The organism is Bordetella genomosp. 8 (assembly GCF_002119685.1).
Lineage (GTDB): Bacteria > Pseudomonadota > Gammaproteobacteria > Burkholderiales > Burkholderiaceae_B > Bordetella_C.
Window position 1 is genome coordinate 5,976,520 of the sequence record NZ_CP021108.1, and the last position, 17,033, is coordinate 5,993,552.

Genomic DNA, 17,033 nt, shown 5'->3' on the forward strand with positions numbered 1-17,033 from the left:
TATGGGCGCCACCGCGCTGCCTTCAGTACCGCGAGGACTGCCCTGTCAACGCCACGCCGATGCGCAGCATGGTGTACGCGGCATTGTCCATCAGCCGGCGCAGCCAGCCGCGCCCGCTATGGTCGGCGGCGCGCACCAGCCGGCCGCCGCGGGCGATTTCCTGTTCCAGGCTGTCGTACAGCGCGCGCGCGAAGGCGGCATCGTCGACGACGACGTTCGCTTCGCGCGCCAGCAGCAGACTGAAGGGATCCAGGTTGGACGAGCCCACCGTGGCGACGTCGTCGATGACCGCCACCTTGGCGTGCAGATAGCTGGGCATGTATTCGTAGATTTCGATCCCGGCATTGAGCAGATCGGCATACAGCACGTGAGTCGCGTAGTACTGCAGGCGGTATTCGACCTTGCCCTGCAGCAGCAGGCGCACCCGCACGCCACGCGCCGCGGCCCGCTTGAGCGCGCGGCGAAAGCGCAAGCCCGGAAAGAAATACGCATTGGCGATCAGGATTTCGCGGCGGGCGCGGTTGATGCCATACAGGTAGGCTCGTTCGAAGGTCTGCCGCCAGCGCAGGTTGTCGCGCAGGACGAAGGCCGCGCGCAGGCCGCCCCGCGCCTGGCCGGACGCCACGCCCAGGGCTCGGTCCGGCGGCGGGCCGTACAGGCGGCGCAGGCGGCGCGTTTCGCGTTCCCGTTCGCCGCGGCGCAGCGCGGCGGGACTCAGGCGTATCCACAGCAGGTCCTGCGCGTGTACCGCATGCGCGACCAGCGGCCCACGCACTTCCACAGCGTAATCGAAGCGCGGATTGGCGGCGATCCCGTCACCGGGATCCAGATCGTCGTAATCGTCGACGATGTTGATGCCGCCGACGAAGGCGACCCGCCCGTCGATCACGGTCACCTTGCGATGCAGCCGCCGCAACCTGTTGCGCGAGAACAGCAGCCTTTGCGGCCAGCCCGGTTCGGGCCGGAAGATGCGGCACTGCGCGCCCGCATCGATCAGGCGGCGCCGGACCTCGTCCACCCACTCCCAGCTGCCGAAGCCGTCGATGACCACGCGCACCTTGACGCCGCGCTCGCAGGCGCGCGCCAGCGCGTCCAGGACGCGTCGCGCCGTGCGATCCAGCGTGAAGATATAGGTTTCCAGATGCACGGTGGTGCGGGCCGCATCGATGGCGTCGCACAGCGCCGGAAAGAATTCCGCGCCGTTCTTCAGCAGTTGGATGGCGTTGCCGTCCGACCAATGCAAGCGCAACGGCTTGGACCTCACGGCAATTCGAGCTCCGCGAGCAGGGGCGAATGATCCGACAGCTTGGCCCAGGCGCGCCCGCGCAGCACGCGCGCGCTGCGCACGCCGAAACCGCGCTGGTAGATGCGATCCAGGCGAAACCAGGGAAACACCGCGGGGAAGGTGCGCGGCGGCCGCACGATGCGCAGGCTGCCGTCCATGGTCAGCTGGTTGTTGCGTTCCAGCATGGCCAGGCTGTTGGGCACGCCGCGCAGCACATTGCTCAAGCGGCGCATGCCTTCGCGCAGGCGCGGACCTTCGCCGCCGACCAGCCGGGGCGCGTGGGAGAACACTTCATAGACGCCCAGGCGTTCGACGAACAGCGGCGCCAGCCGGTCGTTCCAGTCATTGAAGTCGCCCGCGATCAGCATCGGGGCGCCAGCCGGCACCATGCGGTCGATGCGATCCACCAGCGCCTGGATCTGCCGCGAGCGGCTGCCGGCGAACAGGCCCAGATGAACGACGAAACAATGCACCTCGCGATTGCCCACGCCGATGGTGGCGTGCAGCAGGCCGCGCTGTTCCAGCCGGTGGTCGGAGATATCCTGGTTCTCGTGCTCCAGGATGGGGTAGCGCGACAGCAGCGCATTGCCATGGTCGGTCTGGTCGCGCACCGCATTGCGGCCGTAGCACATCTCCATGTGCAGCGCGGCCGCCAGCGACATATGTTGCGCATCCAGCACGCCACGGTGTTCGTTGCGGCCCTGGACTTCCTGAAGGAAGACCAGGTCCGGGCGCAATCCGTAGAGGCCCAGGCGCAGCTCCTTCAGGGAGTCCCGCGCGCCCAGCGCGGAACGGCCCTTGTGGATGTTGTAGCTGACGATGCGCAGGACGGACATGGCGCCGGCTTACCGCACGGTTACTTCACTTCCGCGTTGCGCAGGCGGATATGCAGTTCGCGCAGCTGCTTTTCGTCCACGGGCGAAGGCGCCTGGGTGAGCAGGTCCTGGGCACGCTGGGTCTTGGGGAAGGCGATCACGTCGCGGATCGACTCGGCGCCGCTCATCATGGTGACGATGCGGTCCAGGCCGAAGGCGATGCCACCGTGCGGCGGCGCGCCGTACTGCAGCGCGTCCAGCAGGAAGCCGAATTTCTGGCGGGCTTCCTCGGCGTTGATCTTCAGAGCGCGGAAGACCTTGCTCTGCACTTCCTCGCGGTGGATACGGACCGAGCCGCCGCCGATTTCCCAGCCGTTCAGCACCATGTCGTACGCCTTGGCGTAGGCCTTGCTGGGATCGGTTTCGAGGAAGTCCTCGTGGCCGTCCTTGGGGCTGGTGAAGGGGTGGTGGGCGGCGGTGTAGCGGCTTTCTTCCTCGTCGTACTCGAACATGGGGAAGTCGATGACCCACAGCGGGCGCCAGCCGGGCGTAAAGAGCCCCGAGGTCTTGCCGAATTCGCTGTGGCCGATCTTGACGCGCAGCGCGCCGATGGAATCGTTGACGACCTTTTCCTTGTCGGCGCCGAAGAAAATGATGTCGCCATCCTGCGCGCCGGTACGCTTGATCAGCTCGGCCAGCGCGGCGTCGTGGATATTCTTGACGATGGGCGACTGCAGGCCGTCACGGCCCTTGGCGGCTTCGTTGACCTTGATCCAGGCCAGGCCCTTGGCGCCATAGATGCCGACGAACTGCGTGTAGCTGTCGATCTCGCTGCGCGACAGCGCACCGCCGCCAGGCACCCGCAGGGCCACCACGCGACTGCCCGGCGTGGCCGCGGCCGACGCGAACACCTTGAAATCGACGTCGCGCATGATGTCGCTGATGTCGGTGAATTCCAGCGACACGCGCAGGTCGGGCTTGTCCGAACCGTAGCGGCGCATCGCTTCCGTCCAGGTCATGCTGGGGAAAGGCTGCGGCAGGTCGACGTTCTGTACCACCTTGAAGACGTGGTGGATCATGCTTTCGAAGATCTCGCGGATCTCCACTTCGTTCAGGAACGAGGTTTCGCAATCGATCTGGGTGAATTCCGGCTGGCGGTCGGCGCGCAGGTCTTCGTCGCGGAAGCACTTGGTGATCTGGTAGTAGCGGTCGAAGCCCGACACCATCAGCATCTGCTTGAACAGCTGCGGCGACTGCGGCAGCGCGAAGAACTGGCCCGCGTTCACGCGCGACGGCACCAGGTAGTCGCGCGCGCCTTCCGGCGTGCTCTTGGTCAGCATGGGCGTTTCGATATCGATGAAGCCCAGGGAATCCAGGAATTTGCGCACTTCGATGGAAACGCGATAGCGCAGCATCAGGTTGCGCTGCATCTGCGGGCGACGCAGGTCCAGCACGCGATGCGTCAGGCGCGTGGTTTCCGACAGGTTGTCGTCGTCCAGCTGGAAAGGCGGCGTGACGGAAGGATTGAGGATTTCCACTTCCTTGCACAGCACTTCGATTTCGCCGGACGCCAGTTCCGGATTGGCGGTGCCTTCCGGCCGCGGGCGCACCAGCCCGGTGACGCGGATGCAGAACTCATTGCGCAAGCGTTCGGCCGTGGCGAAGGCGGCGTTGTCGGGGTCGAAAACGATCTGCGCCAGGCCGGCGCGGTCGCGCAGGTCGATGAAGATGACCCCGCCGTGGTCGCGGCGGCGGTTTACCCAGCCGTACAGGGTAACGGTTTGACCGAGGTGGTCGCGGCAAACCTGGCCGGTGTAGCAGGTACGCATTGCGGGATGACTCCGTTTCTACTTTGTTGGGGCGCCTTGGAGCGTCACGATAATGGATCGAAGGGCGGGCCGCATGCCCGCCCGGATTCTGTTCAGGGGCCGTCCTCCCCGCGCTGGCGGACGCCGGGCGCGGTGGGGATTTCGGCGGTCGGCTCAGGGACCACTGGCGGGGGCGGCCCCACCACCCCCATGGAAACGACGTACTTCAGAGCGGAATCCACGCTCATGTGCAGGTCGACGACCTCGGTGCGCGGCATCATCAGGAAGAAGCCGGACGTCGGGTTGGGCGTGGTGGGAACGTACACGCTGACATGGTCGCCGGGAAGATGCGTGGCGACCTCGCCGCTGGGAATCCCGGTCAGGAAGGCGATGGTCCAGGATCCATGCCGCGGATACTGCACCAGCACGGCCTGGCGGAACGCCTGTCCGTTCGGCGCCAGCACGGTATCGCTGACCTGCTTGACCGAGTTGTAGATGGAACGCACCAGCGGGATGCGGCCCAGCAGTTTTTCCCACTGGTCCAGCATGGTGCGGCCCAGCAGGTTGGCGGCGAAGACACCCGTCAGCAGGACCACCAGGATGACCAGCAGGAAGCGGAACCCGGGGATGTCGACGCCGAACAGCGACTCCGCCGACAGGAAGCCGGGAACGAAGCCTTCCAGCGTGGCGATGAGCACGCCCAGCACCCACACCGTGATCACCAGCGGAACCCAGATGAGCAGGCCCGTGATGAAGTACTTCTTGAAGATGCGCATCGCCATGACGGAGACGTCAGGACGCCGCGGTGGGGGGTGAGGCGGGCGTGGCGGCCGGAGTGGCCGACGAAGCCGGCGCCGCGTCGCCCGACTTGGCGCCGCCATCGGGCTTGGCTTCCGTCTTGCCCTCGGCCTTGGCCTCGGTCTTGGCGCCGCCCGGGGCGGCATTCGAACCGCCGCCGTTGTTGCGGAAATCAGTGACGTACCAACCCGAGCCCTTGAGCTGGAAGCCGGCGGCGGTCACCTGCTTGGAGAAGGTGCTGGCGCCGCATTCCGGGCATACCGTCAGCGGCGCGTCGGAGATCTTCTGCAGTACGTCCTTGGCATGGCCGCAGCTGCTGCATTTGTAAGCGTAGATAGGCATTCAATCCACTCCCTGGCCCGCCGGCACGAAACAACCCGCCCAAGGGCGCCGCGCCCGCACGTGTTCGTGGGGAGGGGCGGCGCGGCTGGAGCGGGGCCGGCAAAAATACGGGAAAGTCTTGAATTTTAGCGGGTTTTTTCGCCGGCCCCATGACCGCGATCACGCCGCGGCCGCGGGGCCGGCCCCGCCCACTGTCTGGCCTCGCGGTCAGACGGGCAGCAGGAACATTCCGGCCGCCACCAGCGTCGGCACGAAGGCGGCCAGGAAAAGCCGCCCGGCGGCGATGCTGCCGTCGGGAAAGTGGTTCTTCAGGATCGCAAAACCGGCGGGATTGGGCGCATTGGCGATAACGGTCAGGCCGCCCCCGGTGACCGCGCCCGCCACCAGCATGTAGCGCCAGGTTTCATTGGTGCCCTGCACCAGCGAGCCCAGGTAGGTCAGGGCCGCATTGTCGGTGATCGCCGTCAGGGCGGTGGCGCCCCAGAAGAGCAGCGTCGGCGACAGATTGCCCAGCAGGTCCTGCAGCCACCATTGCTGCAGGCCGCCCAGCACGACCAGCCCGGCCAGGAAGAAGCCGACCATCAGGCCTTCCTTGATCATCAGCGGGTTCTGGTGGCGCTTGTAGGCTTCGGTGAAACCGATGAACAGCATCATCAGGCCCAGGAAGATCGCCGGATGGTGGGCGTTGAGCACGATGCAGACCAGGAAGGCCAGATGCATGGCGATGACCGGCAGGGGTACGGGCGGCCGGCCGGTGCCGCGCGACGCGGCGTCCTTGCCCACCTCGCGCAGGACGCCGCGGCACACGAACGTCAGCACACCGGCATTGATGCACACCGCCACGAGGGCACGCCAGCCGAAATGCGTGGCCATGTGCGCCGCGTCCCAGCCGAAGGTGGAGGCCACCATCAGGACGGGCGGCGCGGCGTAGGAGGTCAGGACACCGCCTATGGATACATTGACGAACAGCACGCCCAAGGTCAGGTACTTGAAACCGGCACGGCCGTCGGCGCGGAAATAGGCATCGCGCAGCAGGATCGCCGCCAGCGTCATGGCCGCCGGCTCGGTGATGAACGATCCGGCCAGTGGGACCAGGGAAAGCACGACCAGGTAGGTGCTGAGCTCATTGCGGATCGGCAGGACGCGCGCGACGAGGCGCACCACGGCGTCGACGAACTCCAGGATCGGACGGCTGGCGGCGACGACCATGATCACGAACACGAACAGCGGTTCCGTGAAGTTGCGCGTGTCCATGTATTCGATGGCCTTGCCGCTGCCCGCCAACAAGGCCATGCAGACGATCAGGACGAAGGCCCAGACGCCGAACACCGCTTCCACCTCGGCCAGCATGTGCCAGACGCCGGCGTGCGGGCCGTTGCGATGCGCCAGGCGGGCGAAGAACGGGACGGAAAAAGTGTGCAGGACGGCGATGGCGAACAGCAGCGTCGCGATCGCTTCGATCGTATCGGGCATGGGCTGGGCTGACTCCTTGCTGAAGCAGCGCAGACTATACAGAAGTCCCGGCGCGATGCGCCATGGTCATGGCGACATCGCGGGCCCCCGCGATCCCGGTGCAGGGCCAGAGCCCTGGCCAGCAGGCACCGCGTGTTGACCGGCCGCGACGTGGCCCGTATCGTTCCTGACCACCGACACCCAAGCCGACGGACCCCGTATGACGGTGCTGAGATCCCTGCTGTTCGCCCCCGCCAACCATCCGCGTCGCGTGGAAAAGGCCCTTGCGCTGCAGGCGGATGCGGTGATCCTGGACCTGGAAGACGCCTGCGCGATATCGGAAAAAGTCGCCAGCCGCGTCAAGGTCAGCCAGGCGATGGCCCTGCCGCGTGGCTGCCTGGGCTATGTGCGGGTCAATCCCCTATCCACGGAATTTGCCTATGGCGACCTGGTCGAGACCGTGCGTCCCGGGCTGGACGGGGTGGTCTTGCCCAAGGTCGAATCGGCCGCGGAGCTGCTGACCGCGGACTGGCTGATCCGCCAGATGGAGCGCGAGCGCGGCATGCCCGACGGCGGCGTGGACCTGATCCCCATCATCGAAACCGCGCGCGGCCTGGCCTTCCTGCCGGAAATCCTGGCGGCCACGCCCCGCGTGAAGCGCGCCGCCTTCGGGGCGGGCGACTTCACGCTGGACCTGGACCTGACCTGGACGCGCGACGAAAGCGAGCTGAACGCCTATCGCGCCCAGATGGTGCTGCAGTCGCGCGCGGCTGGCATCGAAGCGCCGCTGGATACGGTGTGGGTGAACCTGCAGGATCCGGAAGGCTGTGCCGCGTCCGCGCGCAAGGCGCGCGAACTGGGCTTCCAGGGCAAGCTATGCATCCATCCGGACCAGCTGCCGGCGGTCAATGCCGCCTTCACCCCCAGCGCCGCGCAGGTCGAGCGCGCACGCCGCGTGCTGGACGCCTTCGCCCAGGCCGAGGCGCAGGGCTCGTCGGCCATCCAGTTGGACGGCCAGTTCATCGACTACCCCATCGTCCATGCCGCGCGGCGCGTCATGGCGGTGGCCGCGAAGATCCCGCCACAACCATGAGGCCGGCCTGACCGGCGGCCGGCGCCCCCCGCGCACGGCGCCCCGCCATCCCGGCCAACCCGGGCGATTACCAGCTGTACCGGTAACCCACCTGCCCGAACACCCCCCTGCGTTCTTCCCCGCCCAGGTTCTTCGCCAGCTTGACGGTGGCGTAGAGCTGGCCGCCCTTGCCGACCGCTTCGTTGATGCCGAAGCCTACTTCGCCCCAGGTGCGTCCGAAGTCCGAGCGTACCGAGGTATCGCCCACGGTGACCGCGCGCGGCGGGACAAAGTCGTGCAGCACGTCGAAGGTCATGTAGGGCGTACCCGATCCGGCGCCGTCGTCCGTCTTCAGGTTGGGCGCGAACAGGCGGAAACCCAGGCGTCCGCGCAAGGCATTGCTGCTGTTGCCCGAAACGCGCGAGATGCCGTCGTCGAAACTGTCCAGCTTCAGGTACTGATACACCAACTGCGCCTGCGGTTCGATGGACAGCTTGGGCATCAGCGCGAAGGGCTTGCCGACTTCCTGCGACAGCGCGATGCCGAAGCCGTTCTGGTTGCCGCCGTTGCCGTACACGTCGTCGTACTTGTTCCGGTAGTGCGTGACCTGCGCCACCGAATCCCAGTAGCTGCCATCGCGCCAGTACTTGGTGTAGTAGCCGCCCAGGCTCTGCGCCTGCGTGGTTGCGCTGCCCGCCTTGTCCGACAGCGTGGCGTTCAGGTCGCGCTTGCCGTCCTTGAAGTCGGAATCGGTCACGCCCAGCGTCGCGGTCACGCCGGCGTGCGTGCTGCCGCCTTCCTCGGATTGCGACAGGGTCCAATCCTTGCCGAACTGCATGAAGAAGGTGTGCTGGTTCACCGAGAAGCGGCCCGAATTGGCGTTCAGGCCATCGCCGCCTATGCGCCCCCAGAAGCCGTCCTTGTTGCCCTTCTGGTTCTGCTCGGTGGCGTAGACATCGCCCACCCGCTCGTGCAGGCGCCCCAGCATCGCGAAGCCGTAGTCCAGGTTCAACGCCGGCGTCATCGCGTAACCCGCGACGGCGGGACGATAGGCCACCGGCCCCGTCGGCGTGGGATCGCCTGGCGACGTCGGTCCGCCCAGCGTGGAACGCAGGAAGTAATCGTCCGCGCTGGCGCTGCCGCCGCGATACAGCAGGTACTGGTGCGCGCCCGCCTGCACCGGCGCGGCCAGGCTGAATGCGCCGGGCGCGGTGGTGCCGCCATTGGTCACCGCCACCACGTTGATGCCGTCCCCGGTGGTGCGCGCGCCCCCGCCCCCGGTGTTATTGATACGCAGCGCGGTCGTGCCCGTGGCGGTGCCGCCGTTGACGACCAGGCGATCCGACGGCGCGCCGTCGCCGGCCACATAGGTGTTCAGCGCGATGGCGCCGCCATTGCCGCGGTAGCTGCTGGCCGTGACGGTCTTGTAGCTGGCCGCCTGCGTGGGATCGCCGACGGGCGCCTGGTAGGCGATGGTGCCGGCATTCGACAGTGCCGCGGTCTCCGAGCTGCCCGTGACGTTCCAGACGCTGCTCGAGTCGATGCTGACGGCCAGCGGATCGATGCGGCCGGTCAGCGTCGTGCCATTGCGCAGGACAACCGAGCCGCTGCTGCTGGCGTCGGCGATCAGGTCGCCGTTCAGCGACACGCCCTGCGCATCGAGGTTGACCACGCTGGCGTTCGTCAGGTTCAGCAAGGTGCCGGACGATGCCGTGATCACGGTACCCGGACGCACGCTGATATCGGCGCGCGCGCCGGTCACCTCGATCGCATTGCCGGCCTGCGCGCTGAACGTGCCACCGTTGAGCACGATGTTCGAAACGTTCCCGGTAGCGGCGCTATCGGTCACGGCGATGGCCGCCGTGCCGCCCTGCACGGTACTGTTGTTCAGCGTGACCGTACCGCCCGCATTGACCAGGACGCCGGGACCGCTTGCACTGCGCATCACCGTCCCGTTGGCCGTGGCGGCGCCCGCCGGTCCTTCGACCTGCAGGGCCGCGGCGTTCGTGCCGCTGGCCAGGATGGACCCGCCCATCAAGGCGGCGGTCGCGCCGCTGTCCAGCATGATGCCCGAGGCCAGATCGCCGGCCGTGGTCACGGTGGCGTTCGTCAATTGCAGCGTGCCCGAGCTGCTGATGTGGATGCCCGCGGCACCGGCGCCGGCGGTGGCGATACTGCCGCCGTTGACCACCACGTCGCCATTGGCACCCGACGAGCTGATACCGGCCGCGCCCGAGCCGCTGGTCGTGATATTGGTGTCGGTCAACGCGATGACGCCGCCCGCGGCCTGGTTGTCCAGCGCGATGCCCGTTCCCGAAACGGTGATGCTGCCGGCCGTGCCGACCACGCTGCCGCCGACCGCGCTGGGATCCAGCAGGATCCCGTCGGCCGACCCGTTCGCCAGGATGGCGCCCGTGCCGGAGAAAGCCACCGACGCGCCCGCGCCCGTCAGGTGTACCGCTGCGGTGCCATCATCGGCGCGTATCACGCCGTTGTTGACCAGGCTGGCATTGGCGCCCTGCACCAGCGCGCCGTCGCCATGCGCGACCTGGATGGTCGCGTTGTTCTGCACGGTGCCCTGCGCGCCGACCACCACGCCGGTGGAGGACCTGCCGGTGAAGGCGATGGTGTTGTTGTTGACCAGCGTGCCCTGGTTGCGCGCGACGAAACCGACGACGCCGTCGGACGACGACTGGATGGCCGCATTGTTGACCAGTGTGGTGGGCACCGCGTCGCCCGCGGCCGCGCCGGTGATGTCGTGGCCCTGGCCGTCGACGATGCCGGCCGTCGCGCCTGCGTTCGACAGCATGATGGTCGTCCCGGCATCGATCGTGCCGGCGGCGCCGCCTTCGTTGACGATGGCGACCGCGCCGCCCGCGCCACCGGCCGCTCCGGTCACGCGCCAGGTCGAGTTGCCCGTCGACAGCGTGGTGCCCATCCCGGTGGCCACCACGCCGCGCGCATCCTTGCCGGCGACCGTGATGTCGAACGCGCCCGCCGTGGATCCGCCGGTGAAAGCCGCGCCGTCACCGACGCGGAACAGCGTCGAACGCTCGGTATCCACGGTCATCGTGGTGGCCGACACGTTGATCGCCGACCCTGCGCCGGACGCATAGAAGCCGATCTGGTCGGTGCCGCCGACGAAGCGCGGCACCGCACCCGCGGCGACGTTGACCGTGCCGCCGTTCTGGGCGAACACGCCGATGGCGCCCACGCCACCCAGGTTGACCGCGCCGCTGACTGACGCCACGCCCTGCGCGCCGTCCACCCAGACACCGAAGTTGCGCGTGCCGCTGGCGGGGTCGGCATTGCCGTTGACGTTGATCGTGCCCGTCGATTCGGCGTTCGCCGCGATGCCCGGATCGGCGTTCACCATGACGCCGATACCGTTGACGCCATTGACGTTGATCGTGCCGGCATTGCGCACGATGGCGTTGGTGCCCGCGGCGCCGTTGTCGTCGGCCAGCATGCCGATGTTCGACAGCGGCACGCCGCCCGCCGCGCCATTGATGTCGATCGTGCCATTGTTCTGCAGGAGCGACGTGACCGGCGCAGTGGAAAACATGGCCACCGCGTTCTGCGCCTGCGAACCGATCACGATACGGCCATCATTGATGGCGGTATCGCCCGTATCCATGATGCGTACGCCATAGGTCGGCCCGGCGATTTCCACATCCGCCACGGCGTCGGTGGTGGCGTATTGCGCGGCGCGGCCGATATACAGCGTGCCGCCGGCCGTGTTGGTGAAGGTGCTGCCGCCACGTACGTTCACGCCCACCACGGTCGCCGTGTAGTCGGGATTCACGCCGATATTGATGGAGCCGTTATTGGTGCCCGTCGCGCCGTTGGCCAGGCCGATGCCCGTGGTGGTATAGCCGTTGAAGCTCATGCCCGACACGTTGACCACGCCGTTGTTCAACACGGTGGTGCCCTGGCCCGAGGCCACGATGCCGGAGCCGGTGTAATAGAACAGGTCGTCGGTCGCGGTGTTGGCCTTGTCGCCGACCAGATAGCCGGCGGACACCACGCCATTGGCGGCGTTGATGAAGTGCGAACCGCTTTCCACCCGGGCGACCTGCTGGATGACGTTGCCCGACAGGATGCCGTGGTTCGTGATCGTGGCGCCGTTGGTGGCCTTTACCGCGCCCGACGCTCGCTCCATGTCCAGTTGCGCGCCGGCGGCGATGGTCGCGCTGCCGCGCGCGCCGTTCGCCAGGATGGCGTAGCGGTCGCCGTTGGGAACACGCGTCAGGTCGCCGTCGGATGTGTTGGTCGTGTAGGTGACCGGCGTATCGACGGTGTTGAAGGCCTGTGCGAAAGCCGTGTCGTAGGCGTACTGCGAGGTGATGACGCCGCTTTTCAGCGCGTCGACCAGCACGTTGTTGTAGGCCGCCAGTTCCGCGGCGTTGGTGACGGAATAGGTGGCGCCATTGAAATTCACCGTGCCGGCATAGGTGGTCACGGGCACGTATACCGTCAGGCGACCGTTGGCGTCCGGCGTGGGCAGGCCCGGGTCGATGCCCATGTCGATGGCATTGCGCGATTGCCAGACGACACGGCTGTTGGCGTTGCCGCTGCCGTCGGCCGACGTCAGGTAGGTTTGCTTGGACACCATCAGGATGGAATTGGACGACGGCGTAGCCGCAGGCGTGGCGCCCAGGTTCACGTTCAGGGTGCCGCCGCTGTTCTCGACCCGGCCGAGCGAGGCCTTGTAGTACATATCGCCGTTGACGTCTTCGAACTGGTTGACCGGCGTGGCCAGGTTCGACTGGTCGGCAAGGGACGCCGAGTCGAAGGTCCGGAACACGACGTTGGCGCCCGTGGCGGGATTGCGCGCGCTGATGGCCACGTTCTGCGGTCCGGTGACCAGCGCGCTGGAATCGAAAGTGCCGGAAATCACGTTGACCGTATTGGCCGGCACCGTGGTGTTGCCGTTGTAGCCGGTACCGACCACCGACGTGCCTCGCAGCGTGACGGTCTGGCCGTGATTGACCACGGCTTCGCCGACACCCTCGTTGCTGCCGGGGGGGTTGTAGTCGGCGATGGTGCAATGGCCGCCTACGGGCCCGGATTGATCCGCCGTGCCGGTCTTGCAGCTGGACGCCGCCGACAGGCCGGGCGTGAGCATGCCTGCCGCCAGCAGCGACAGGAAGGGAATGACGGCGCGCGCCGTCAATGCGCGGGTCGCGCGGCTGGAAGACGTCGACGCCGATTTGGCGTGTCCACGGGCGACTTCCGACGTGACGATGAATTGCTGCCTGGCCGAGTTCCAGACCGTCTTATGGAACAGATTCATTTTTACGGGCCTACCATGTCTCGTATGGTTGAGGACCTCCGCTTGGCGTAGTACGGCACAAGCGGAAGCGTTGGCCCATGATTCGGTCGAATCGTCTCGTAACCAATTGACGATTCGGTCTACGGCGTACAGGCGTCGTGAAGGTGGCTGACCGAAGGCCGCCGCGCCGTGGGTGTAGGGATGGATGAATGCCGCGGGGGGCGCCCCCTATGGCGATGCTGCCGCCACATGGCCGATTAAGCGGGTGGTCAAGGCAAACGGACTAGGACAAAGGCCACGCGGCCTACGTCCGTCCTAGTCAAAGCGGTGGGGGGTCCGACCAATGGCTTTGCGTCGCGGCCGCGCCACGGCGGGCCGCGCGCGTGGCACTTGCCACTACACCGCCGCCATCACCGTCGATGCCTCGACCGGGATGGGGGATGCCAGCCGCGATGCGCGGCGGTCTTCCAGGATCATCCGCGCGCCCTTTTCGGCGATCATGACGGTGGGCGAATTGGTATTGCCCGACGTGATCGTGGGCATGATGGACGCGTCGATGACCCGCAAGCCGTCGATGCCGTGCACGCGCAGGCGCGCGTCCACCACGGCATGCCGGTCCACGCCCATCCTGCAGGTGCCGACGGGGTGGAAGATCGTCGTGCCGATATCGCCGGCCGCGCGGGCCAGGTCCTCGTCGCTTTGCAGATGCGGGCCGGGGCGGTATTCCTCGGGCCGGTAATCGGCCAGGGCCGCCTGCGCCACGATGCGCCGCGTCAGCCGCACGCTTTGCACGGCCACGCGGCGATCTTCGTCGGTGGACAGGTAGTTGCACAGGATTTCGGGATGATCCGCGGCATCGGGCGTGGCGATGCGTACGTGGCCGCGGCTGGTGGGCCGCAGATTGCACACCGACGCGGTAAAGGCCGGGAAGGCATGCAGCGGCTCGCCGAATTTCTCCAGCGACAAGGGCTGCACGTGATACTGCACGTTGGCGCGCGCGTGCTCGGGTCCGGACCGCGCGAAGGCGCCCAACTGCGACGGCGCCATGGTCAACGGGCCCCGCTTCATGAACAGGTACTGCAGGCCCATCATGCCCTTGCCCCACAAGGTGCCGGCGATGGCGTTCAGCGTCTTCGCGCCGGTGACCTTGTAGATCAGGCGCAGTTGCAGGTGGTCCTGCAGATTGCCGCCCACGCCCGGCAGATCGTGCAGCACCGGCACGCCGTGCGATTGCAGCCACGCGCCGGGCCCGATGCCGGACACCTGCAGCAGCTGCGCCGAGCCGATGGCGCCGGCGGACAGGATGACCTCCCCGCGTGCGCGCGCCAGCTGTTCGCCACCCGTGTCGCCACGAAAGCGCACCCCCGTCACGCGGCGGCCATCGAACGCCAGTCGCGTGACGCGGGCGCCGGTGACGACGCGCAGGTTGGGCCGTTTCAGTATCGGCTTGAGGAAAGCGCTGGAGGCATTCCAGCGCACGCCGCGCCGCTGGTTGACGTCGAAGTAATCGCAGCCTTCGTTGTCGCCACGGTTGAAGTCGTCGATGGACGGGATGCCCGCCTGCGCGGCGGCCTGGCGGAAGGCATCGAGCAGATCCCAGGACAGGCGCTGGCGTTCCACGCGCCATTCGCCGCCCTTGCCGTGATAGGGCCCATCGTCGCCGTGATAGTCCTCGGTCTGCTTGAAGACCGGAAGCACGTCGTCCCAGCTCCAGCCGGGATTGCCGGCGGCGGCCCAGCCGTCGTAGTCCTGGCGTTGGCCGCGCATGTAGATCATTCCGTTGATGGACGAACTGCCGCCCAGTACACGCCCGCGCGGATAGCCCAGGTCGCGGCCGTTCAGGCCGGGATCCGGCTGGGTGCGGTAACACCAGTCGGTGCGCGGATTACCGATGCAGTACAGATAGCCCACGGGAATGTGGATCCAGTGCCAGTTGTCAGGCCCGCCGGCCTCCAGCAGCAGGACCCGTACATCCGGATCGGCGGACAGGCGATTGGCCAGCAGGCAGCCGGCCGAGCCGGCGCCCACGACGATGTAGTCGAAGTCCATGCCGTCGGCGCCGCCCGTCCGTGCCGTATCGCCGATGCGCGCGGTCGCCCGAGCCGACACTCCTTCGCCTGTCACCATCGCCATGGCTGTCTCCATATTGCTTATCGGCCATGGCCCCCGCGCGTCGCGCGAGGCCCAGGACGCTTGTTTTTCGCCGTCCCGCCGTCATGCCGGCAAACGGGGCGGTCCACTGGCGTTGTAGATCACTTGCCTGCCGAGGGCAAGGCCGCGACGGCCGCCGCGAGCGCCGCGCGCAGGTCGGCGCCCGGCGCCGTCATGGGCGCGCGCGGCGTGTCCTCGCATCCATGCACGGCGGCCAGGACCGCCTTCAACGGTCCTGGGTTGGGATGCGCGTACAGCAGCCGGATCAGCGGCGCGAGCGCATGGAAGATGGCGCGCGCGTCCGTCCATCGGCCCGCATCGGCGGCGTCGAACATCGCCACGTACAGATCCGGCCTGACGTGCGCCGTCGCGATGATGGCGCCGGCGCCGCCCAGACCCAGGGTGGTCAGCGCCTGCAGGTCTTCGCCCGCCATGACGGCCAGGCGGCCGTCGGCGATCAGAGCGATGGTCTTGTCCAGCGATCCGCCGCAGTCCTTGATGGCGACGATATTGGGATGCGCGGCCAGCGCCAGCAGCGTGGCGGTTTCCAGCGTCGCGCCGGTCCGGTACGGAATGTCGTACAGCACCAGGGGCGCGCGCGCGGCGTCGGCCAGGGTTTCGAACCACACCCGCAGACCGTCCTGCGCCGGCCTGACGTAGGCGGGCGCGGACGCCAGGACGCCCGCCAGCGGCCGCGCGGAGAATTCGCGGATGCGGGCGACGGCGTGGTTCAAGTGGTTGCCGGACAGGCCCATCGCCACGGGCAGGCCGGCGGCCTCGTCCAGGATGGTGTCCAGCACCAGCAGTTGTTCGCCCGCGTCCAGCGCGGCGGCCTCGCCGGTGCTGCCGCAGGCGACCAGGCCGTGCACGCCGGCGGCACGGTAGTGGCGGACCAGGCGGCGCAGGGCGGCCTGATCGACTTCACCGTGCCTGAAGGGCGTGACGAGCGGGATCCAGATGCCGCGGAAAGCGGGCGAAGGTTCGTGGGCAGGGCTGGGGGTTTCCATATCGACTCCAATGAACGACCGTGGGCGGTCCGCTGGAAGCGCGCCGGATACGTATGGATCGGTATGGAGTGAGAAGGCCTCCGCCCTGCCGCTGTTCCGTCGCTCTTCTGACGGAACAGCGGCTCCGGTCAGGTGAGCGGCTGTTTTTTGGCTTTGGCGACGCGCGCGCGTGCCGGTGCCATGCCCGGGGCATGGGCAGCGATGTGCGGAATGAGCAGGGTGCGCGTGACCATGGGCAGCATCATACCCTCGTAACACCGCGACGCGGGGCCGCGAGCGACGCCGGCCACCCGCGCCTGGCGGCCGGCGGGGGCATGAGGCCTGGAACCCAGCCTTACGCCCGCAGACTGTCCAGGAATACCTGGCACAGCGCCTCCATGCCGACGCGATCTTCGTCGTCGAAACGGCCGGGCACCGGGCTGTCCACATCCCAGACGCCGATCAGCTGGCCATCCCGCACCAGCGGCACGACGATTTCCGAGCGGGAGGCCGCGTCGCAGGCGATGTGGCCGGGAAAGGCATGCACGTCCGGCACGACCTGGGTGCGCCGCTGGCTGGCCGCCGCGCCGCAGACGCCGCGGTCCAGCGCGATCCGCACGCAGGCGGGCTTGCCCTGGAACGGCCCCACGACCAGTTCGGTGCCGTCGTAGAAATAGAAGCCCGCCCAGTTCAGCTCCGGCAGCGACTGGTAGACCAGTGCGGAGAAATTGGCGGCATTGGCGATGCGGTCGTGCTCGCCGGCCAATATTCCGCGCGCCTGCTCGACCAATTCGGCATAGTGTTCGGATTTGCTGGCGGCGGTGGATGGCGCGGCGGTAAACATGGCGGTGGCTCCGGGATCGCCCCCACGCGTCGCCCCCTGGAAACGGGGACACTGCCGAGACGTGCGCATTTGGGCACAATCCACGGACGCGAGCCGGGCATCCTCGCAAAAAGTGGGAGAATACCGCTTTGCCGTCCCTCTTACCCGCCGCCTGATCCCCCCGTCCTGGTTTTGCGCCCGGATGCCTTTCCGGCCCGGGCCTGGC

11 protein-coding genes are annotated in these 17,033 nt (G+C 67.7%); 1 reads left to right on the plus strand and 10 read right to left on the minus strand.

What is annotated here, in order from left to right; all coding sequences use genetic code 11:
- Nucleotides 1-22 precede the first annotated feature (22 nt).
- The 6 genes from clsB to CAL12_RS27075 all read right to left on the minus strand — a co-directional run bounded on the left by clsB (nt 23) and on the right by CAL12_RS27075 (nt 6,521).
- Nucleotides 23-1,264 carry a cardiolipin synthase ClsB gene (gene clsB, locus CAL12_RS27050; protein ID WP_086067436.1) on the minus strand — a complete coding sequence of 414 codons (1,242 nt, stop codon included), beginning with the start codon at nt 1,262-1,264 and terminating at the stop codon, nt 23-25.
- Nucleotides 1,261-2,121: an endonuclease/exonuclease/phosphatase family protein gene (locus CAL12_RS27055; protein ID WP_086067437.1), complete on the minus strand. Its 861-nt coding sequence runs from the start codon at nt 2,119-2,121 to the stop codon at nt 1,261-1,263. The genes clsB and CAL12_RS27055 overlap by 4 nt, the downstream gene beginning before the upstream one ends.
- Before the next feature lie 20 nt (nt 2,122-2,141).
- A complete protein-coding gene (gene aspS, locus CAL12_RS27060; protein WP_086067438.1) occupies nt 2,142-3,929 on the minus strand; it encodes an aspartate--tRNA ligase in 1,788 nt (595 codons plus the stop codon).
- A gap of 92 nt (nt 3,930-4,021) precedes the next feature.
- Entirely contained in the window at nt 4,022-4,684 is a 663-nt protein-coding gene (locus CAL12_RS27065; protein WP_198298534.1) for a DUF502 domain-containing protein, read from the minus strand.
- A 16-nt stretch (nt 4,685-4,700) separates the two neighbouring features.
- Complete coding sequence (locus CAL12_RS27070; RefSeq protein WP_086067440.1) at nt 4,701-5,048, minus strand: FmdB family zinc ribbon protein; 348 nt, start codon at nt 5,046-5,048, stop codon at nt 4,701-4,703.
- Nucleotides 5,049-5,255: 207 nt separating this feature from the next.
- Complete coding sequence (locus tag CAL12_RS27075) at nt 5,256-6,521, minus strand: putative Na+/H+ antiporter (RefSeq protein WP_086067441.1); 1,266 nt, start codon at nt 6,519-6,521, stop codon at nt 5,256-5,258.
- A 199-nt stretch (nt 6,522-6,720) separates the two neighbouring features.
- Here CAL12_RS27075 and CAL12_RS27080 point away from each other — a divergent pair, with 199 nt between their 5' ends.
- Nucleotides 6,721-7,593 carry an HpcH/HpaI aldolase/citrate lyase family protein gene (locus CAL12_RS27080; protein ID WP_086067442.1) on the plus strand — a complete coding sequence of 291 codons (873 nt, stop codon included), beginning with the start codon at nt 6,721-6,723 and terminating at the stop codon, nt 7,591-7,593.
- A 67-nt stretch (nt 7,594-7,660) separates the two neighbouring features.
- Here the strand turns inward: CAL12_RS27080 and CAL12_RS27085 are convergent, their stop codons facing one another.
- The 4 genes from CAL12_RS27085 to CAL12_RS27100 all read right to left on the minus strand — a co-directional run bounded on the left by CAL12_RS27085 (nt 7,661) and on the right by CAL12_RS27100 (nt 16,828).
- On the minus strand, nt 7,661-12,868 hold the full coding sequence (locus CAL12_RS27085; RefSeq protein ID WP_086067443.1) for an autotransporter outer membrane beta-barrel domain-containing protein: 5,208 nt from the start codon (nt 12,866-12,868) through the stop codon (nt 7,661-7,663).
- Nucleotides 12,869-13,243: 375 nt separating this feature from the next.
- Nucleotides 13,244-14,896, minus strand: a complete 1,653-nt coding sequence (locus CAL12_RS27090; RefSeq protein WP_198298535.1) for a GMC family oxidoreductase — start codon at nt 14,894-14,896, stop codon at nt 13,244-13,246.
- 203 nt (nt 14,897-15,099) lie between these two features.
- Nucleotides 15,100-16,005: a 4-hydroxy-tetrahydrodipicolinate synthase gene (gene dapA, locus CAL12_RS27095; protein WP_086067444.1), complete on the minus strand. Its 906-nt coding sequence runs from the start codon at nt 16,003-16,005 to the stop codon at nt 15,100-15,102.
- 334 nt (nt 16,006-16,339) lie between these two features.
- Nucleotides 16,340-16,828 (minus strand): GAF domain-containing protein, encoded by a 489-nt coding sequence (locus tag CAL12_RS27100; protein ID WP_086067445.1) that lies wholly within the window; start codon nt 16,826-16,828, stop codon nt 16,340-16,342.
- Between the last annotated feature and the right edge of the window lie 205 nt (nt 16,829-17,033).